Below are 21,562 nucleotides of genomic sequence, written 5' to 3'. Positions count from 1 at the left end.
CTACATCACTTCCAGCTTATAGCCGATGCCCCATAATGTTTTAATATATTCTGGATTAGATGGATCACTTTCAATTTTCTCACGTAATCTTCTCATATGAACATTAATAACATTATCATCACCATAATATTCTTCATTCCAAACAAGCGTATATATTTGTGCTTTCGTAAAAACACGATTTTGATTCTTCACGAATAGCTTTAAAATCTCAAATTCTTTTAAAGTAAGTTTAATATGCCTTCCCTTTTTCTCCACAGTAAAATTAATTGGATCAATTATTAAATCACCAATCTGAATCGCCTCATCTTTTGATTCCACAGCCGAATACTTTGTAGACCTCCGAATACCCGCTTTTACACGTGCAGCTAGTTCAATCATAGAAAACGGCTTACAAATGTAATCATCTGCTCCAAGTCCTAATCCAACAGCTTTATCAACATCTGTATCTTTCGCTGACATCATTAAAATCGGAACGGCACTTTTTTCTCGAATGATTCTAACGACCTCTAACCCATCTAACTTCGGCATCATAATATCGAGAATTATCAAATCAAATGAACCTTTTAAATATGTGTTCACGCCTTCTTCTCCGTCAGATGCGATTGTAACTTGAAAACCTTCTTTTACTAAATATGTTTCAACCATCTCTTGAATTGAGATGTCATCTTCAACTAATAAAATATGATGTGACATATTTCTATCCCCTTTTTTAACAAACATTAACAATTCAATTGTATCGTAACTGCAAATTAGTTGGTACAATTATATGAATTTTCAAACCAACTTCCCTTCCTTCCTTAACAATGATATGATGAAATTCACTACGATTGTTCATAATTAACTTTATATAAAGGAGACTTATCATGTCAGAAAACAAAAAAGTAAGCTTAGCTGATTTAATGCGCGAACAACTTGCGAAGAAAAAGCAAGGAAATGGAAACGGCTCAAATAATGGAAATCAAAGTCAAGAAACGAAAAAATTACAAAACCAACAAACGAAGAAAACAAACAACCAACGTAGACGTACAGGTGTATAAATGAACGGGCAAAAACGATCTAACATCGCGCCAGGTCTTGAAGTTGATATTGTATTAAAACAAGATCAACGTACAGGCAAGCTAACAAGAGGAATTGTAAAAGATATTTTAACGAACTCACCTTCACATCCGCACGGCATTAAAGTAAGATTGCAAGACGGACAGGTTGGCAGAGTACAAAATATTATTCAATAAGAAAAGGAGCTCATTTAAACTTGAGCTCCTTTTCTTATTTTCATTAACCTTTAATTTTTTCGATGAAAACTACTTTTAAATAGTCTCCCTCTTTAAATTGATCAATTGTACGGAAATCTTCTGGTAAAGAATGTTCTTCTAATATTTTATATTTACCGTTCATTTCTTTAAATGCTGTATCGATAAAGCCATTAAACTTTTTCATATCGAATGCGCTACAATTTGTAGAAGCAACGATAATACCGTTATTTTCTGTAATCGCAATTGTTTCTTTTAATAAGTTTTTATAATCTTTCGCCGCACTGAACGTATATTTTTTCGAGCGTGCAAAGCTTGGGGGATCAAGTACAACCATATCAAATTTCATCTTTTTCTTAGCTGCATATTTGAAATATAGAAATACATCTTCTACAATAATATCTTGTGCTTCATAATCAATTTCATTTACACTAAACTGCTCAATCGTTTTACTTAAACTACGATTTGCAAGGTCCACACTCGTTGTTTTACTCGCTCCGCCAAGCGCTGCAAATACAGAGAAAGCCCCAGTATAAGAGAACATATTTAAAACCGTTCTTCCTTTTGCATATTTATCACGAATTTGTTTTCGAACGTTACGCTGATCTAAAAACACACCAACCATCGCCCCGTCATTTAAATATACAGCAAAGTTTACACCGTTCTCTTTTACGATAAGTGGGAACTCACCGCGCTCTCCTGCGACGAAATCATCACCTTCAATGTATTTCCCTTTCGTATCAAAACGCTTTTTCTCATAAATCCCTTTGAAATTTGCTACTTTTTGAAGTGCTGCTATAATCTCATCGCGGAAAGTATAAACCCCTTCACTATACCAACTTATTACGTAATAGCCGTCATAATAATCGATGATTAAACCACCAAGGCCATCGCCCTCACCATTCAGGGCACGAAATGCTGTTGTATCATTTGATTTATAAAAATCTTTTCGTTTATGTAAAGCAGATTTGATTTTACTTTCAAAGAAAGGTTGATTAATTTGCTCTTTCTCTTTTCTCGTTAAAATCCATCCATATCCTTTATTTTGTTTTCCATAATAGCCTTTTCCGATGAATTGGTTCTTCTCATCTACTACGTTGATGATTGTTCCTTCTTCACGTACATCATCTAAATTTTGAATAGCATCTTTTAAAATAAGTGGATATCCACTTTTAATTTCTTTTATAAACTTCGGTTTTATTTTTATAGTTACTTCAGATCGCATGTAATGTCTTCCTTTCCATTTGAATGCTTTCTAATTAGTAGGAAGCAATGTAAAAAACGAGGCTGAAAAAAGCCTCGTTTCACTATACCATATTATTGCTTTGCTAGTACAACTAGCTCATCTCCTGGTATAACCGCTATATATTTATACAATGTTGAAAAAGTAAGACTACCATCATCGTGACGAATAAATAATATTACATCCTCTGAATCGCTCTCTTCTTTATTAATTTTTTGTTCTTCCTCAACTTGTATCGTTTTAAATGTATAACCCTCTTCAATTTTTCTATCTAACTCTTCATAAATTTCATTTTGACCAAACAGTAAATGAGCTTTTTTCGAAAGAGAGATGCGTTCTTGCTCAATCTTTTCCACATCATGAATCGGAAGTAAAAATGTATTATGATGTCCAAACTGCGGTACATATGTGTTTGCGACTAATACATTATAAGAATCCGTATCTGTAACTGAAATTAAGTATTCATACTGATTCATATCTACTTCAAATTGCAACTGCTCTGAGAGTACTTGGCCGTTATATGTATTAAGCCCTTTCACTTTTGCGCATTGCAAATGTTCTTCCGATACATCTACGATTAAGCTCGGAATCCCCATCTCTTTACAATGCATAGCGAATGCAGTTGAGAATGTACTAGCTCCTGAAATTAAAATACCTGGTGGCTGTGTATTGGCTAATCCTAATTTTTTTGCTAAAAATCCAATTGAAAATCCATGAGCACAAACGGTCGTAATTACGAGTGCAAATGTAAGTGCTGTTAATATAGAAGCATCTTTATACCCTTCTTGTAATAACTCCGTCGCAAAGTAACTTGAAACCGTTAATGCAACAATACCTCGCGGCGCAATCCAACCAACTAGCGCCCTTTCTGATCTTGTTAACTCTGTTCCGATTGTCGATACCCAAATTGATAAAGGACGAACAACAAATATCATCATAAGTACGAAGCTAATAATAGGCCAGCTAAAAATCTCCATAATCGTCGTTCTTGGAAGTGATGCTGTTAAGATGATGAAAACAGTCGATGTTAATAGTACGGAAATATTTTCGTTAAAATGACGAATATCACCGATAGAAGAAATATATTTCTTCATCCGTGCAAGTGTAATCCCCATTACTGTTACGGCTAGCATACCTGTTTCATGCATGACTTCATCTGCAATGCCGAAGCATAGTAATACCGTAACGAGCAAAATCGGTGCCTTTAAATATTCTGGTACTTTCCCTTTTAAAATCATATAACTCATAAAAATACTAAACGCATACCCAAGCACCATTGCAAATAACGAACCTGCAAAGAAATATAGTAACGTATGTAAGTGTACATTTTCTTTCGTTAAGAAATTTACAATTTGAAAGGCGAATACAGCAAGTAATGCTCCAAACGGATCAACGATAATCCCTTCCCACTTTAAAATTGCAGCTGTCCTTGGCTTTAATCGTGCTTGGCGTAACAACGGAATAATTACAGTTGGACCTGTCACAATAAAAAGTCCTCCAATAATAAATGCAACCGCCCAATCCAATCCAGCGACGTAATGAGCTGCAAGTGAGCCAGCAATCCAAGCAATAAACGCACCAAACGTAACAATACGAAATACTGGTTTTGATAGTCCCCTCAGTTCACGTACATCTAAACTTAAACTACCCTCAAACAATATAATAGCAACAGAAAGTGATACGAGTGGACTAAAAACATCTCCAAGTACCTCTTTTGGATTAATAATACCGAAAACTGGACCAATTAATAATCCGGCAACTGCCATAACAACAATAGCAGGGAGCTGGAAGCGCCATGCAGTCCATTGTGAGGCGATGCCTAGTGTAATAATAATAACGATACTAAGTAACAGTGATTCGACCATAATACCCTCCTTGTTCATAGTATTGCGAAAGCAAGGTATAAACCATACTTTGCTTGTGTATATTTCTTATTTTGTTTTATTTTAATAATATATAACTTCATTAACTATATGGTCAAATTATTTATATAATAGTAAATTCATCCTTAATTATACATTTATATGAAAATTACTATTGACAATGATAATGATTTTCATTATCATTTAATGTATATGAGTTCTTGAAAATAAAGGCTACATTTATAGGAGGAATAAACATGATTATTGTTACAAATACAACTAAAATTACAAAGGGAAATGGCCATAAATTAATTGAGCGTTTTAATAAAGTAGGTAAAGTTGAAACAATGTCAGGATTTTTAGGATTAGAAGTTCTTTTAACGCAAAATACAGTTGATTATGATGAAGTAACAATTAGCACTCGCTGGAATGCAAAAGAAGATTTCCAAGGTTGGACAAAGAGCTCAGCATTTAAAGATGCTCACTCACATCAAGGCGGGATGCCAGACTATATTCTTGATAATAAAATTGCTTACTATGATGTAAAAGTTGTACGTATGCCAATGGCTGCAGCACAGTAAGCATATTTATTTTTTAAAGTATAGAATATGAAGAGTGTTACCACTTCTCATATTCTATACTTTTTTTATTTAATGTCTTTTTACTAGTTTCGCATGTACTACTAATCTTCCCGCTTCTGGATCAAGTGCATAGTCACACGTCGAAAGTGTTACGATTTGATCACTTTCTGTCACTTTTGTATCCGTTTTGTACAGCGATTTTTCTTGAATTTTCTCCAAAAATGATGTGTATTCCGTATCACTACTAAAATCCGTTTCAATGTAATAAAAATCAGTTGTTGTTGTATACACCGAAAACACTTCAAGATCATATCCTTCAAATAATGTATCGTAATATAATTTACGATGCGACATGAAGAAATCTTCATCCAACATTTTCTTTAAACTTCCAAACATAGAACCATCTTTCATACGGTGACCATATAAAATAGTATTTCGATTTTGAGATTTCACATCATTACGATAGTCCATAAAAATGCTTCCTGCTCTCATATCTTCACCTTTGTAATTTCGAAATAAATAGTAATCATTGTCTTTTGCTTGAACAATTGGATAATTAATTTGTGTATCATCCATCGTAATCCATCCAACTATTTCTTGGTTAATTTGCTGCAGAACTTTGAACTGCTTACGTACTTCCCCGTCTTGTGATTGCTCTTCCATCGGACTTTTTTCATAAATGTTTTGTGCTTCGGCCATTACTTTACGATTTTCATAGTAATCCATGAAAATATCACCTAATTCATATACTGAATAGAAAAAGGTACCTAAAAAAACAACTGTAAGTATTCGTTGAAAAAAAGAATTCTTCTTCCTTTCTTTTTTGCTACTCAAATTATCACCTCAAAACGGATTGTTTGCATGTTTAAATACCCATTGGGACCATATACAATCCTGTATCTTCATCTTGCTTTACAACGACATCTACACCGTATATCGTCTTTATCATACTTTCTGTCACAACATCATTCGGCTTGCCTTTTGTAACAATTTCGCCGTCTTTCATAACAATGATATGATCACTATAGCGAATCGCCTGATTAATATCGTGTAATACCATAACGATTGTCAATCCTTGTGCTTCATTTAATTCTTTTACTAACTCTAATATTTCAAGTTGATAATAAATATCTAAATATGTTGTCGGTTCATCTAAAAAGAGCATTGGCGTCTTCTGAGCTAACGTCATGGCAATCCAAACACGCTGTCTTTCTCCACCAGATAAAGCATGAATTTCCTTATCACGTTTACTTAGCAAATTCGTACATGCTAAAGCCCTTTCTATTGCTTCTCTATCTTCATCAGTTTGCGAAGAAAATATATTTTTATGAGGCATACGGCCAAAGCTTGTTAATTTCTCTACCGTCATATCTGCCGGTGCTTCATTTTGTTGATGGACAACTGCTAACTTTCTAGCAAACTCTTTCGGTTTATATTGGCTAATTGCCTTCCCATCAAGTATTACCTCTCCACTACGAGGATTGTGATTTCTTGACATCACACCAAGTAATGTTGATTTCCCGCAACCGTTTGGTCCAATAATTGTTGTAATTTTACCAATCTCTATTTCACTACTAACCGACTTTAATCGATCCGTTACATTATCGTACGAAAAGGTTACATTTTTAATTTCCATGAACTTTATCACTCTTTCTAAGCAAGAATATTAAGAATGGGCCACCAATAACTGCCATAATCGTCGCTGCTGGAATTTCGTTAGGTGGCACAATTAACCTTCCAATCGTATCCGCCGTCAAAATTAATAACGCCCCTGCAAGAGCAGAAAATGGAATTAATGCTTTATGGTCTGAACCAACTAGTTGTCTTGAAATGTGCGGAACGAGTAATCCTACGAAAGCGATAACACCTGCAATTGCTGTTGATACTGCCGCTAAGAGTACTGCAATGGCAGAAATAATAAGACGAACTCTCGTCACGTGCAAGCCTAAGTTTTTTGCAGTCTTATCTTGTAGAGATAATAAGTTACACCAAGCTCCGACAAACAGTGCAAGAATAAGACCAATTGTTCCATAAGTAACCATTATTTCTACATCGCCCCACGTCTTCATCGTTATGTTAGAAGTCGTCGTTTGCTTAATACTCTTAATGAAGTATCCACAAATCGTAATGAACGATTCATTTAATCCAGTGAACATCGCATTAATGGCAATACCAATTAAAATAATGCGAAGCGGACTTAATCCTGATTTCCATGAAAACGAATAAACGAGATAACACGCAAACGCACCACCTAGAAAGGCGAATACCGGCGTCCAGAAAAAGAATTGCGGGAATAGCGTAATAATAACAAGTGTCATAAAACTTGCTCCTGAAGATATCCCGATTACCCCAGCATCAGCAAGTGGATTTTTCATAACAGCTTGAAAAAGCACGCCCGAAACAGCAAGAGCTGCTCCAGTAAATAGTGCAATAATAATACGTGGGAAACGTAAATCTTTAATCACTTCAACATCTTCATTTGCCCCTGTAAATATTCCTTGTACAAGGTCAATAATACCTACTTCTAAACTACCTTTCGTCGCTGACAACAAAGTCATAATGATGAGTAATACAGTAACAATAAAGAAACTCCAAAATTTTTTATTCATGCTAATCTTCCTTTATATTAAAATGCATCACGGATACATCATTTTTTTCAATTCATCTAGCGCTTCAGTCGCTGCTAAATTTCCTGTCGTTCCAAATAAACGCTCTTCTAAATCGTAAACACGATTATTTTTAACTGCAGCGAAGTGTTTCCAAATATCATTTGTTTTAAATTCTTTATCAAACATTTTTACAACTTCATCCGGCATACCATGTGCCGCTCGTAAAATAATGTCTGGATCAGCTTTTTTTAAATACTCTGTATTAGAAGCTAAATACTCTACTTGTTCACCTTGTACAATGTTTTTACCACCTAATTGTTTCACTAAATCTCCAATATAAGAATGCTCTGTTGCTACTAAATAACTCCCCGGTACACCTAATAAAATAAGCACTGTCGGTTCTTTCTTTCCCTTTACTGCTTTTTGAATCTCTGCAACCTTGTTATCTAACTTAGTTACAACTGCTTCAGCCTGCTTTTCACGTCCATATTGCTTACCTAAATTACTAATGGAATTTTGCATATTTTTTAAACTTGTTAGATCTAAAAAGTTTGCTTTCATACCTACACCATCAAAAACTGGCTTTAATTCATATTCAAGTGTTGTCACGGATAATACTTCTGACGGTTTTAATGATTTTACCTTTTCCATATCAGGACTCATCGGATTCCCGACTTCAGGTAAACCTTTATATCTCTTTGGTAAATCTTTCGTACTTGTTGGAACACCAACTAAATCTACTTCTAACGCATCCATAATTTCAGTAACAGCAACTGTCGTTGCAACAATTCTCTCTTTACTCTCACTCTTTACCTGTTTTGCTGCTTCTTTTTTGGTCGCCGAGCATCCAGCTACACTCACTAATAGAATGATAGCCATTAGTACACTAGCAATTTTCTTCACTCTCAATCACCACTCCTTTCCAAACAATATGAAACAAGTCTTGATGCATGCGAACATGCATCAAGACTCCAAAAATTACAATCTTCCTGCTCTATATTTACGAACTAGTAAAGCAAGTGACCCAAGCAATAGCACCATGTATAAACCTAGTTGTGCTGTATCTGCCGTTTTTGAGTTTTTCTCTTTTTTCGGATCATTTTTTTGATCTTCTTTTTTCTTCTTATCATCTGCATTTCGGTTAAAATCAGGATTATCTACTTTCGGTGTAATCACTGGATTGTTCGGATCATTTTTCGGATCTTTTTTTGGATCCTCTTTAATCGTCCCTAACGCACCAATATTATTTGTATCAAATTGAATTTGGACATCGTAGAAGTGGTGGTAGTTCATCTCATCAATGTCTACTTTCACTTTTGCATTTAATTTTTTAAATAAATCTTCTACTTCAAATTGTACTACTCGCGTATTTGCATTTTTATCTTCACTTACTACTTTTGCATCAGCAAAAAGACTATTGTTTTCTGTTTGGAATTTCGTAATCCACGCACTATTTTTCAGCGTCATCTCAATGTACTTTTTACCATCTTTAACGATTAATTTTGCTGGATTTACAGTATAGTCATGCATCTTTGAAAGTTCTTCTGTTTTGTCTTTTAACACTTTAAATGTAATATCATATTGACCATCTACTAAATTTTTCGGATCTACTTTTACTTTTGGTGTATTATTTCCACCTTGGTTATCGTTTCCACCTTGGTTATCGTTTCCACCTTGGTTCCCTAAAGCTTTGATACTATCCTGATCAAATACAAATTGAACATCGTAGAAATGGTGATAATTCATTGAATCAATATCTACTTTTACTTTTGCATTTAATTTTTTAGACAAATCATTTACTTCTACTTCTACTACTCTTGTATTTTGCTCTTTATTTTCACTTAATACTTTTGCATTAACGAACGAGCCATTCTTCTCAAAATCAAACTTTGTAATCCATGTACTATTTGTTAATGTAAACGATACATATTTCTTACCATCTTTTACTTTCAATACACCTGGGCTTTTTGTGTATGTATTCATCATTGATATTTCATCTGTTTGATCTTTTAATACTTTAAAGCCAATGCTGTATTCACCGTCTTTAAGAGCGTTTGGATCAATTGTTGTATTATTGCCTTGGTTGTTGTTTCCACCTTGGTTGTCGTTTCCACCTTGGTTGTTGTTTCCACCTTGGTTGTCGTTTCCACCTTGGTTGTCGTTTCCGCCTTGGTTGTTGTTTCCGCCTTGGTTGTTGTTTCCGCCTTGGTTGTTGTTTCCGCCTTGGTTATCTAACGGTTTAATGCTATCTTTATCAAATGCAAATTGAATATCATAGAAATGATGATAATTCATTGAATCGATGTCGACTTTTACTTTTGCGTTTAATTTTTTCGATAAATCTGCTACTTCCACTTCCACTACACGTGTATCAGCTTTCGTATCTTCACTTAATACATTCGCATCAACAAACGAACCATTTTTATCAAATTCAAACTTTGTAATCCAAGCGCTATTCGTTAGCGTAAATGATACATACTTCTTACCATCTTTTACTTTTAACACACCTGGACTTTTTGTATATGTGTTCATCATTGATATTTCATCTGTTTGATCTTTTAATGTTTTAAAATTGATGCTGTATTCGCCATCTTTAATTGTTTCAGCATCTGGTTTTTCTACTTCTGGCTTCTCTACTTCTGGCTTCTCTACTTCTGGTTTCTCTACTTCTGGTTTCTCTACTTCTGGTTTCTCTACTTCTGGTTTTTCTACTTCTGGTTTCTCTTCATTTTTAATTTGTTCAAGCTTATCTTGTTCAAATAAAAGTTGCACATCATGTGTTTGCTTATAGTTTCTTGATGCCATTTCGATAAATACTTTTGTATTTAGTTTTTTAGATAAGTCGTTTACTTCAAACTCTACTACTCTTGTATCTTTTTCTTTATCTTCACTCACTACTTTTGCATCAACAAACGCACCATCTTTTTCCGTTTGGAAATTTTTAATTAATGAGCTACTTTTTAGTGTTACAATTGCTTTTTTCTTACCATTTTCTACTTTTAATACCCCTGGATTTACCATGTAAGTATTCATCTTAGATTCTTCATCTGTTTGATCTTTTAACACTTTAAACGGAACGCTGTACTCTCCATCTTTAATTGTTTCAGTATCTGGTTTTTCTACTTCCGGTTGTTTCTCTTCATTTTTAATTTGTTCAAGTTTATCTTGTTCAAATAAAAGTTGTACATTATGTGTTTGCTTGTAGCCTTGTGATGCCACTTCAATAAATACTTTTGTATTTAGTTTTTTAGATAAATCGTCTACTTCAAATTCTACTACTCTTGTATCTTTTTCTTTATCTTCACTCACTACTTTTGCATCAGCAAATGCGCCATCTTTTTCCGTTTGGAAATTTTTAATTAATGAGCTATTTTTTAACGTTACAATTGCTTTTTTCTTACCGTTTTCTACTTTTAATACCCCTGGATTTACCATGTAAGTATTCATCTTAGATTCTTCATCTGTTTGATCTTTTAACACTTTAAATGGAATGCTGTACTCTCCATCTTTAATTGTGTTAGAATTTGGTTGTTGATCTGGGTCAGGCTTTTGGTCGGGCTTCTGACTCGGATCCGGATTTTCATTTGGATCTGGCTTATTAGCTGGGTCCTCTTTTTCATTTGGTTGTTCTACATGAATCGGTGTAATACTATTTTGATCAAATGCAATACGCACATCATAGTCATGATGATAATTTAAAAAATCAATGTCTACTTTTACTTTCGCATTTAATACCTTCTCTACATCGTCCACATCAAATTCTACTACTCTTGTATCTTTTTCTTGATTTTCACTAATTACATTTGTCGCAACAAACTGACCACTTTTTTCCGTTTCAAACTTTGTAATCCATGAACTATGTTCTAACGTAAAGGATACTTTCTTTTTCCCATTTTTCACTTTTAAAGTTCCTGGACTTACAGAGTATTGATTCATCATGGATTCTTCATCTGATGTGTCTTTAAGAACTTTGAAACCGATTGAATATTCACCGTCAGCTAGTTGACTAGCAGCTTGAACTGCAAGAGGTTGTAATGTTGATACGAATGTAAATACCATTAAAAACATCGCAGCAACAATTTTAAGATATTTATTCAATAGAATACCGCTCCTTTATTTAGTTTTGACGTACTTTACGAATTAAGAAAACACCTGAAATAAGAAGTAATGCTGCAAATAATCCGATACGTGCTTCATCACTTGTTTTTGGGTTATCTGTTTTTTCAGCTTTCCCACTTTCATTTGTTCCTTTATTTACATCTTTGTTTGTTTCTTTGCTCTCTTCTTTCTTCACTTCTTCTTTTACTTGTGTATTTTTTTGAGTTTGATCTTCATTTTTTGTTGCAGCAGTTGCCTTATTCTCTCCACCTACTGCTTTTACATTTGCATCAAACGCAAAGCGAATTGTGTAGTTATGGTCATAATTTACGTTCGGTACAACAACATGAATTTTTACAGCTGCTGGTTTAGATAAGTCGTCTATTTTAAACTCTACAGTTCTTTTATCTGCAGATTCATCTTTACTAACAACTTTTGCATCAACAAAGTTCCCGTTCTCTGGTGCTTTAAATTCTGTAATCCAAGCACTATGATTCATAGGAATTTGTACTCTCATCTCACCATTTTTTACAATTAACTTAGCTGGTTTTTCAAAATAATCATTTGCCATTGAAGCTGAATCATTTTCTGCTTTTTGTATGACATAGTTAATATCGTAAGTACCGTCAGCTACATTTGCCGAAGCTTGTCCGAATGGCACTACGAGAAAAGCTAGCATACATACGAATGTCATAATAAAAGCGGGTAATACCGAAAACTTTCTCATTTACCTTACTGCCTCCTTGTTTTTCTTTTTTGAAAATGATAATTATTCTCAATATATAAGAAAAAAATAATCTTTCTATCTCTATTTTATAACGAGTAACACTATGTAGTTAGAAATATATTGATTATCATTCTCATTGATAGACAAAAAAATAATCCCACCAATTTTTCCTATAAGAATAAACATAAAACTCTTTCATCATTTTATTGATTATCATTCTCAACGAATTTCAAAAAAAATAAACCGCCTAATTCTATCGTTTTATCACCTCTTCTTACAAAAATGATATAGTCATAGAAAACCTCTTCCCTTCCAATATTTCCACAACTAAGTCAATCTTAGCCTACTGGTAATTTTTTTGTCAACTATATTACGTATAAAATTTTTAATATCTGAATTCTTCTATATATAATTTTTCTACAAAAAAAGAGGCTTTCTTTTAAAGAAAGCCTCTTTCCCTTATTTTTCTACAGCAATTTCTTGCTTTTGAAATAAAGAAACTACATATCCAATTGCAATTCCAATGATACCCGGAACTAACCAACCAATCCCTACACTATATAATGGAATTTTATCTAAAATAGGAGCAAGGGCCGCTACTTGAAGATTTGCATTATGCAATCCATCAAAGAAGCTAATTGCAAATGCGCCTACAATACCGCCTACATACATAGCTAATGGAAGACGAATATAGTTTTCAACAAGTGATAATACGATCAGTACGATACCAATTGGGTAAATTGCAATTAAGATTGGTAATGCTAATGCGTTTAACTGAGTTAAACCAAGATTTGCTACCATAAATGCTAATACAGAGAAAATGAAAATGACTTTTTGATAAGAAAGCTTTGGTAATAACGAAGAAAAATATTCTCCACAAGCTGCAACAATACCGACAGAAGTTGTTAAGCATGCTGCTGTAATTGCGATACCTAGTAATAATGTTCCATAGCTACCAAATAAATGATTCACGACGTTTGTTAAAATAATTCCGCCGTTTGCTCCCATTCCAAGTGAAACACTAGAAGCTCCAAGGTAAGCAAGTGCTAAATAAACAAGAAGTAAGCCAAGTGCTGCAATAAATCCTGCAAAGATTGTTACTTTTGCAATACTGTTCTTATTTGTAATGCCTTTTGCTTTTAAAGCATTGATCACAACATTTCCGAAAACAAGTGCTGCTAATCCATCTAAAGTTAAATATCCATCAATAAAACCTTTAAAGAGCGGGGCACTATACGCTTCTGTAGGGGCACCAAACTCTCCCATTGGAGTCATAATTGCTTTCGCTACGATAATTGCAATAACAGCTAATAAAATTGGAGTTAACACTTTACCAATGCGCCCCACTAATTTCGATGGGTTTAATGCTAAATAGAAAGTTACTGCAAAGAAAATAAATGTAAAGATAACAAGTGGATAGGATTGACCAGCTATCTCACTTGGTAAAAACGGTGCAACACTCATTTCATAAGCAACAGTCCCTGTACGTGGCACACTAACAAATACGCCTAAACATAAATAAATTGCAGTAATGAAAATTAGCGCGAATACAGGATGTACACGTCCTGCTAATTCATTAATATCTCCCTTTAGAGCTATAACAATAACTCCTAATAAAGGCAGTCCTACACCTGTTACGATAAAGCCAAATAACGCGATCCATACATCTGTTCCAGCACCTTGCCCTAACGCTGGTGGGAAAATCATATTACCGGCACCGAAAAACAGTGCAAATAACATTAAGCTTATTGCAAACATCTCAGAAAACTTTAAAGATGACTTCATTTCTACTACCTCCTAATTATTTTATTGACAAAATATTCTGAATTAAAATCCGTCACATATCCTCTTTCAAGCATACTTCCCCGTAAAAGAACGCAAAAAACACCCGTCCCTAACAAAGGGACGAGTGTTGAAATCGTGGTTCCACCCTTATTCTAATAAAATGAATTTATAACGAAATAAGCTCATTTTATAGCTCGTGTAAATTGATAACGGTTTTATCCGCCAAGAATTACAATGCATCTGCAGTTCACTCTTGAAGTTTAGAGGTGGTAAGTTTGTCTTTCCGTATTAGGAAGCTCACAGCCTAAGGCTTCCCTCTCTGAGAATCGTCAAAAACAACTCATGTCCTCATCATTACTTTTATAAAATATGTTGTCGAAACTTGTTGTTTTTTATTATATGGGCTATTTTTTAAAAAATCAATAGTTTTATTTTTTCTGACAAAAAAAATATAGGGAGAAAACTTTCCTCCCTATAACTGCCCTATTAATATTTCTAATTCCTTAGGTCTAATGTCTCGCCATTTTCCAGCTTCAAGCTCATTTAGCTCTATATTCATAATGCGTACTCGCTTTAGCTTTGTTACAGTAAATCCGAAAGCGCGACTCATTCTACGAATTTGCCTATTCATTCCTTGCGTTAAAACGATGCGGAATGTAGACTGATTAACTCTCGTCACTTTACACGGCTTCGTCATTCCATCTTTAATCTTTACACCGCTGGACATCTCATCAATAAACCAATCTGTAAACGGCTTATCAACAGTGACAACATATTCTTTCTCATGGTCATGATCACCGTGCAAAATTTGATTCGCAATCGCACCGTCATTCGTTAATAAGATGAGTCCTTCCGATGCTTTATCTAATCGTCCAACAGGAAAGATTCGTTCTGGATAATCGATATAATCAATAATGTTTCCTTCAATGTGTTCGGCTGCTGTACAAGTAATTCCGACTGGTTTATGGAAGGCAATATACACCTTTTCTTTCTCTTCTTTTGCAATAACTTGCCCATCAATCGTTACAATATCACCTTCATTAACGAGTGCACCGTGCGTACATACTTCACCGTTAATACAGGCACGTCCTGCTTTAATGAGACGGTCTGTTTCACGTCTTGAGCAGGATTTTGCTTCGCTTATGTATTGGTTGATTTTCATGTTTTATTCCTTTTCTTATAGATTAAAAGCGTCAATCCATGGCAATATCATTATGCCAAGATTGACGCTCCTTTACTTCGCAAAAACAACTAAATAAATAACCCCAATTACCAAAAATATTCCGCAACAAGCTAACAATACTTTTGCAAGTTTGTCCATAAACATATAATGGTTTCCCCTTTTGTTTGGTTGTTTGCTATTTTAATTCGACAACTGTTACGCCTAGGCCTCCCTCGCCCATGTCACCGTAGCGGTAGGTTTTCACGCCGCGATGTTTCTTCAAGTAATCTTGTACACCTTGGCGAAGCGCTCCTGTTCCTTTACCGTGAATAATTGATACACGAGGATAGCTTGCAAGCTGTGCATCGTCTAAATATTTTTCAACGCGCATCATTGCATCTTCATAACGTTCGCCGCGAAGGTCTAGCTCTAACGACACGTGATAATCTCTACCCTTCACACTTGCGACTGCTTTTTTCTCAGTTTGCTTCGGTGTATTAATGTATTCCATATTGGATTCTTTCACTTTCATCTTCAGAATACCAATTTGTACGCTCCACTCTGTATCACTTACTTTTTCAAGCAATTGACCTTTTTGACCGAACGTTAACACTTTTACTTCATCACCTGATCGTAATTGTTGTTTCGGCGCTGTGTTTTTCACGTTTACTTTTTGTTTCTTCACAAGCTCTGGCGCCGTACCTTCTAGACGGCTCTTCGCTTCAATAAGCTCATGGTCTTTCACGTTTATAAGCTGTGCTTTACGCAATTGACGAAGTTCTTGAATAATGCCTTCTGCTTCTTGCTTTGCAGCTTCGACTTTTTCTTCCCCTTCTTTTTGCGCTTTTAATAATTTTTCATCGCGCTCATCGTTAAATTCAATAATTTGACGTTGTAATTCACGATGAAGTTTTTCAGATTGCTTACGATGCTCTTCCGCTTCTTTTCGTTCGCGCTCTGCATTTTTTTGGCTTTCTTCTAGCTTTGCAATCATATTTTCGATTTTGTTCGTATCTGTACTAATATGGTTACGAGCGCGATCAATAACGCGATCAGACAAACCAAGACGCTTCGAAATTTCAAAGGCGTTACTACGTCCTGGTACACCGATTAATAATTTGTACGTTGGGCTTAATGTATTCACATCGAACTCAACGCTCGCATTAATAACTTGCTCACGATTGTATCCATATGCTTTTAATTCTGGGTAATGCGTCGTTGCAACAACGCGAGCACCACGGTTACATACTTCATCTAAAATAGAAATCGCTAGTGCAGCCCCTTCCTGCGGATCTGTCCCAGCACCTAATTCATCAAATAGGACTAAACTTTCAAAATCAGCTTTTTCTAAAATATCTACAATGTTTACCATATGAGAAGAGAATGTACTTAAATTTTGTTCAATCGATTGCTCATCACCGATATCAGCAAAGATGTTTTTAAATACACATATCTCTGATTCATCCATTACTGGGATATGAAGACCAGATTGCGCCATTAAAACACAAATACCGACTGTTTTAAGTGTAACTGTTTTACCACCTGTATTCGGTCCTGTAATAACGATTGTTGTAAAGTCTTTACCAAGCATAATGTTATTTGGCACGATAATTTCCGGATCAATAAGCGGATGGCGTGCTTGTTTTAAATCCATGTAGCGTTCATTATTTACGATTGGCTTCGTCGCTTTAATTCGCTTCGCATAAAGAGCTTTCGCAAAAATAAAATCAAGATTTGCAACTACTTCTACGTTTGATAAAACGATATCAGCTTCCACTGCTACTTCTTCCGTTAACATCATTAAAATGCGTTCTACTTCTTGTTTTTCTTTCACACGTGCTTCTTGAAGTGCGTTATTTAATTCCACGATTACTTGCGGTTCGATAAATAATGTTTGTCCAGAAGCAGATTGATCGTGAACAATACCACCATATACGCCGCGGTATTCTTGTTTTACCGGGATTACGTAGCGTTCGTTACGAATCGTTACAATTGCATCTGATAACATTTTTTGCGCGTTTGAAGAACGCGTCATGTTTTCTAATTTCTCACGAATACGGCTTTCCGCAGTACGAATTTGATTACGAATACCACGCAATTTGTCACTTGCGCTATCGACTACTTCACCGCCGTCACCAATACAATTTGTAATCTTCTTTTCTAAATCATATAAAGACACAATTTGTGCGACATGTGTTTCTAAAATTGGAAGCTCAACACCGTTGTCAATCATATCGTCAATGAAACGTTTCATTTGGCGACTACCGTACATCGTACTTGCGATTTCAATTAATTCATGAGGACTTAACATACTTCCAATTTTCGCACGCTTAATATTTGCACGAATATCAGAAATCCCTCCAAGTGGTACATGTCCTTTTAAACGGATGACTTTCGCTGCCTCATCCGTTGTTTCTTGCAATTCCACAATTTCTTCAAAATCTGTGCTTGGCACTAAATTCTTCACTTTATCACGACCAAGTGAAGATGCTGTATGTTCAAGTAATTGTTCTTTTACTTTATTGTATTCTAATACACGCAACGTTCGTTCTAACATGTTGCAGGTCCCCCCTGTATTACTTATTACGTTTAATATAGTCTAATAAACGTTCAATATCCCATGTGTTAATCACGTTATCTTTTTGAATCCAACCTTTACGCGCTGCTGCTACACCTGTTTCCATATCTTCTAACATTTCAAGTGTATGGGCATCCGTATTAATCGCTACTTTTACACCAGCATCTTGTGCTTGTTTTAATAATTTCGCGCTTAAATCTAGACGGTTTGGATTTGCATTTAATTCTAAAACTGTATTTGTTTCTTTTGCGAGCTGGATTAATAAATCTGTATCTACATCGTAACCCTCACGGCGCCCAAGAAGACGTCCTGTCGGATGGGCAATCATTGTGACATGCTTATTCTCAAGTGCAGTGCGAAGACGCTTCATAATCGTTTCACGGTCTTGTGAGAAGCTAGAGTGAATAGCTCCAATGACATAATCTAGTTCTGCTAATACTTCATCGTCAAAATCAAGTGTCGCATCTGGTAAAATGTCCATTTCAATCCCGCGCAAAATTGTAATGTCTGGATACTTTTCATTCATACGTTCAATTTCTTTCGCTTGTTCACGAAGACGCTCTTTCGTTAAACCGTTTGCTACTTTCAAGTATTGCGAGTGATCAGTAATTGCCATAAATTTATATCCACGAGCGCGGCACGCTTGCACCATTTCTTCAATTGAAAAAGCACCGTCACTCCACGTTGTATGCATATGTAAATCACCCTGTATATCAGAGAACTGAATTAAGTTGGGATACTCTTTAATTAATTCAATTTCTTTTCCATCTTCACGCACTTCTGGTGGGATGAATGGAAGGCCAAAGTGGGCGAAGAATGCTTCTTCTGTTTCGAATGTTTTCACTTCACCTGTCTCTAAGATTTCCACACCGTATTCACTAATTTTCTCGCCTCTATCTTTCGCAATTTGGCGCATTTTTACGTTATGGTCTTTTGATCCTGTGAAATGGTGAAGAGTTGTAATAAATTCTTCTGGTTTTACTAAGCGGAAGTCAATTGAAATATCATATTCATATTGAAGACGAACAGATACTTTCGTATCTCCACTTGCAATCACTTCAATCATATTATCAAATTGTAGTAAATGTTCACGCACTACTGCTGGCTCTGTCGTTGCAATGATGAAATCTAAGTCCTTCACTGTCTCACGAACACGGCGTAAACTACCAGCGCGTGAGAAACGAATTATTTCAGCAACATTCGACAATTTCTCCTCTATTTCCCCGGCAATAGGCAATACCATCGCAATTGGTAAACGCTCTGGACGAGAGCCTACTTGATCAATTGCTTCTAATATTTTCTCTTCTGTTTTCTTACCGAATCCAGCTAAAGCTTGTACTTTATTTTCTTCACAAACAGCTTTTAACGTTTCCATATCAACAACACCAAGTTCTTTGTATAACTTGGCCACCTTCTTACCACCAAGGCCTGATAGTTTTAATAGTGGTAATAAACTGCTTGGTACTTCTTTTTCAAGTTCTTGTAGTACTTCAGATGTTCCCGATTCTATATATTCTTGAATAACTGCTGCTGTTCCTTTTCCGATACCTGGAATCTTTGTGAAATCTTCAATTTCAGAAAGACTACGGTCATCACTTTCTAGTGCTGCCGCCGCTTTACGGAATGCAGATATTTTAAATGGATTCGCGCCCTTTAGTTCCATAAATAGGCCGATTGTCTCTAGTAATTTGATAACTTGTTTTTTATTCACTTTCATCATTGCCCCGCCTTTCTTTCATAGAAAAAAACTTCTCTTTCCGAAAAAAGAGAAGTTACACTCTGCTACCTGTCTGCCATAGTTCCTTCACCTTTTCAGAAAGAATCGGTGTATCGTCTACAATTATTTTGCTAATTGATGATTTTTGTAATGGTGTTTGTATTTGTTCAATTGGAAGAATTGTTCCAACAATAATTAAGACAAACAGAATGATATACACTTCTAAAAAGCCAAGAAGTGCCCCAGCAACCGCATTGACTTGCTTTAAAACTGGGATTTCTGCAAACATATTCAGTAAATTACCAAGTAGTGAAAGTGCGATTTTTGTAATAATAAATAATACAATAAACGCAATTGCTTGATAGAAGACACCCTCAATATTATTCGCATCTATCCATTCTGGAACAGATACATTCTTATCGAATGGATACGGAATAAATTTCGCAAGCGTTGGCGCTAAATCTTTACAGTACCAGTATGCAACGAGGTATGCGATAATAAAGCTTGTTAACTTTACAAGTTGCAAAATAAATCCTCTGCGTAAACCGAGGAAAAATCCCATAACAAGCAATAAAATGATAATAATATCAATCATGTTTATTCCATTCCTTTTTGTGTCATACTTTCTTTCAACTTCTCATGTTCTTCTTTTAATTTTATGTAATCGTGTATGACGTTTACCGCCGTCAATACCGCTAGTCTACTCGTATCAAGCGAAGGATTCTTGGCATTGAGTTCGCGCATTTTATCATCCACAATCGCTGCTACCATGCGGATATGACTTGTACTTTCATCGCCAACAACTGAATACTGTTGGCCATATATTTCTACATTAATTCGACTTTTATTTCCCTTTTGTTGTGACAACTCACCGGCCTCCAATCACGTACAGAATCCTAAAGTTTATCATACCATGAACCATCATAATATGGAAACAGAAAGAACAATCCGATATGATAAAAATAACAACATAAAAAAGGAGCGACCATTTTGTCAAATTCTATCGTAATACAAACAAGTTCTACAGTAATTGAAGACATGAAACAACAATACAAACAAGCACTTAGCCCCAAAATTCCGCAAGGCGGTATCTTTATGGCAAAGGTTCCATCTTGCACAATTACAGCTTATAAATCAGGGAAAGTGATGTTTCAAGGTGGACGTGCTGAAGCAGAGGCTTCTCGTTGGCAAACTGTCTCTCAAACACCAAAATCCGCTGTAAAAAAATCGGCCAATTCGCATCAATATGCACCACCTTCTTCTATTGGTACAATGTCGATTTTAGGGTCCGATGAAGTAGGTACTGGTGATTACTTCGGACCAATGACAGTTGTTGCTGTATATGTCGATGCGAAGCAAATTCCACTTTTAAAAGAACTCGGTGTAAAAGACTCCAAAAACTTAAATGATGCTCAAATTGCTGAGATTGCAAAACAACTCCTTCACGTTGTTCCTTACAGCTCCCTCGTTCTTCATAATGAAAAATATAACGAGCTATTTGATAAAGGAAACAACCAAGGTAAACTAAAAGCTTTACTGCATAACAAAGCCATCACAAACTTATTGGCAAAAATCGCGCCTACAAAACCAGAAGGCATCTTAATCGACCAATTTGCACAGCCTGATACATACTATAAATATTTAGCGAAACAAAAACAGGTACAGCGTGAAAATGTTTACTTCGCTACAAAAGGTGAAAGTGTCCATTTAGCAGTAGCCGCCGCTTCCATTTTAGCTCGTTACTCATTCGTAAAACAATTTGACGAACTAAGCAAAAAAGCTGGTATGCAACTTCCGAAAGGTGCTGGTAAACAAGTTGATATTGCCGCTGCTAAATTAATTCAAAAAGTCGGTAAAGAAAGACTACCTGAATTTGTGAAAGTGCATTTTGCTAATACAGAGAAGGCGTCTCGCTTATTAAAATAGTATCGACAAAAACAGGAGCCTACA

The 21,562-nt window shown here is 35.4% G+C and carries 19 protein-coding genes and 1 other annotated feature; of the genes, 4 read left to right on the top strand and 15 right to left on the bottom strand.

Going from position 1 to position 21,562, the window contains the following annotated elements; genetic code table 11:
• Positions 1 to 693, bottom strand: a complete 693-nt coding sequence (locus MR155_RS23290; protein WP_242311179.1) for a response regulator transcription factor — start codon at positions 691 to 693, stop codon at positions 1 to 3.
• A gap of 170 nt (positions 694 to 863) precedes the next feature.
• Here MR155_RS23290 and MR155_RS23285 point away from each other — a divergent pair, with 170 nt between their 5' ends.
• Entirely contained in the window at positions 864 to 1,037 is a 174-nt protein-coding gene (locus tag MR155_RS23285; RefSeq protein ID WP_002112138.1) for a hypothetical protein, read from the top strand.
• Positions 1,038 to 1,232, top strand: coding sequence for a YwbE family protein (locus tag MR155_RS23280; RefSeq protein ID WP_063262677.1), 195 nt, complete (start codon positions 1,038 to 1,040; stop codon positions 1,230 to 1,232).
• 43 nt (positions 1,233 to 1,275) lie between these two features.
• On the opposite strand, the gene MR155_RS23275 is transcribed toward MR155_RS23280, so the two are convergent.
• Positions 1,276 to 2,475 (bottom strand): class I SAM-dependent rRNA methyltransferase, encoded by a 1,200-nt coding sequence (locus MR155_RS23275; protein ID WP_219303629.1) that lies wholly within the window; start codon positions 2,473 to 2,475, stop codon positions 1,276 to 1,278.
• Between the two features lie 92 nt (positions 2,476 to 2,567).
• A complete protein-coding gene (locus MR155_RS23270) occupies positions 2,568 to 4,358 on the bottom strand; it encodes a cation:proton antiporter (RefSeq protein ID WP_002167604.1) in 1,791 nt (596 codons plus the stop codon).
• 254 nt (positions 4,359 to 4,612) lie between these two features.
• Between MR155_RS23270 and isdG the strand changes: the two genes are divergently transcribed.
• Entirely contained in the window at positions 4,613 to 4,936 is a 324-nt protein-coding gene (gene isdG, locus MR155_RS23265) for a heme oxygenase (protein ID WP_002015426.1), read from the top strand.
• A gap of 69 nt (positions 4,937 to 5,005) precedes the next feature.
• Here the strand turns inward: isdG and srtB are convergent, their stop codons facing one another.
• From srtB to zapA, 12 genes are all read right to left on the bottom strand, one after another.
• Positions 5,006 to 5,770 (bottom strand): class B sortase, encoded by a 765-nt coding sequence (gene srtB / locus MR155_RS23260; protein WP_002129321.1) that lies wholly within the window; start codon positions 5,768 to 5,770, stop codon positions 5,006 to 5,008.
• Positions 5,771 to 5,801: 31 nt separating this feature from the next.
• Positions 5,802 to 6,572 (bottom strand): ABC transporter ATP-binding protein, encoded by a 771-nt coding sequence (locus MR155_RS23255; RefSeq protein ID WP_033731383.1) that lies wholly within the window; start codon positions 6,570 to 6,572, stop codon positions 5,802 to 5,804.
• Positions 6,562 to 7,545: a FecCD family ABC transporter permease gene (locus MR155_RS23250; RefSeq protein WP_002034255.1), complete on the bottom strand. Its 984-nt coding sequence runs from the start codon at positions 7,543 to 7,545 to the stop codon at positions 6,562 to 6,564. Before MR155_RS23250 ends, MR155_RS23255 begins: the two co-directional genes overlap by 11 nt.
• Before the next feature lie 27 nt (positions 7,546 to 7,572).
• A complete protein-coding gene (gene isdE, locus MR155_RS23245) occupies positions 7,573 to 8,454 on the bottom strand; it encodes a heme ABC transporter substrate-binding protein IsdE (protein WP_242311178.1) in 882 nt (293 codons plus the stop codon).
• A gap of 69 nt (positions 8,455 to 8,523) precedes the next feature.
• Entirely contained in the window at positions 8,524 to 11,643 is a 3,120-nt protein-coding gene (locus MR155_RS23240; RefSeq protein ID WP_242311177.1) for an NEAT domain-containing protein, read from the bottom strand.
• 19 nt (positions 11,644 to 11,662) lie between these two features.
• Positions 11,663 to 12,370 carry a heme uptake protein IsdC gene (gene isdC, locus MR155_RS23235; protein ID WP_242311176.1) on the bottom strand — a complete coding sequence of 236 codons (708 nt, stop codon included), beginning with the start codon at positions 12,368 to 12,370 and terminating at the stop codon, positions 11,663 to 11,665.
• Positions 12,371 to 12,829: 459 nt separating this feature from the next.
• Positions 12,830 to 14,155: a branched-chain amino acid transport system II carrier protein BrnQ6 gene (gene brnQ6, locus MR155_RS23230; RefSeq protein ID WP_002192417.1), complete on the bottom strand. Its 1,326-nt coding sequence runs from the start codon at positions 14,153 to 14,155 to the stop codon at positions 12,830 to 12,832.
• A gap of 113 nt (positions 14,156 to 14,268) precedes the next feature.
• Positions 14,269 to 14,519: a binding site (T-box leader), on the bottom strand.
• 108 nt (positions 14,520 to 14,627) lie between these two features.
• Positions 14,628 to 15,317, bottom strand: a complete 690-nt coding sequence (locus MR155_RS23225; protein ID WP_242311175.1) for a 23S rRNA pseudouridine(2604) synthase RluF — start codon at positions 15,315 to 15,317, stop codon at positions 14,628 to 14,630.
• A gap of 196 nt (positions 15,318 to 15,513) precedes the next feature.
• Positions 15,514 to 17,874, bottom strand: coding sequence for an endonuclease MutS2 (locus MR155_RS23220; RefSeq protein WP_242311174.1), 2,361 nt, complete (start codon positions 17,872 to 17,874; stop codon positions 15,514 to 15,516).
• Between the two features lie 19 nt (positions 17,875 to 17,893).
• Entirely contained in the window at positions 17,894 to 19,612 is a 1,719-nt protein-coding gene (polX, locus tag MR155_RS23215; RefSeq protein WP_242311173.1) for a DNA polymerase/3'-5' exonuclease PolX, read from the bottom strand.
• 55 nt (positions 19,613 to 19,667) lie between these two features.
• Positions 19,668 to 20,207 (bottom strand): CvpA family protein, encoded by a 540-nt coding sequence (locus MR155_RS23210; protein ID WP_002034246.1) that lies wholly within the window; start codon positions 20,205 to 20,207, stop codon positions 19,668 to 19,670.
• 2 nt (positions 20,208 to 20,209) lie between these two features.
• On the bottom strand, positions 20,210 to 20,479 hold the full coding sequence (gene zapA, locus MR155_RS23205) for a cell division protein ZapA (protein ID WP_002088902.1): 270 nt from the start codon (positions 20,477 to 20,479) through the stop codon (positions 20,210 to 20,212).
• 123 nt (positions 20,480 to 20,602) lie between these two features.
• Here zapA and rnhC point away from each other — a divergent pair, with 123 nt between their 5' ends.
• Positions 20,603 to 21,538: a ribonuclease HIII gene (gene rnhC / locus MR155_RS23200; protein WP_242311172.1), complete on the top strand. Its 936-nt coding sequence runs from the start codon at positions 20,603 to 20,605 to the stop codon at positions 21,536 to 21,538.
• Positions 21,539 to 21,562 lie beyond the last annotated feature (24 nt).

Source organism: Bacillus cereus group sp. BfR-BA-01331, assembly GCF_022663915.1.
Classification (GTDB): Bacteria; Bacillota; Bacilli; order Bacillales; family Bacillaceae_G; genus Bacillus_A; species Bacillus_A mycoides.
The sequence above is the reverse complement of the archived record's forward strand: the minus strand, read 5'-3'. Positions and strand labels throughout refer to the sequence as shown.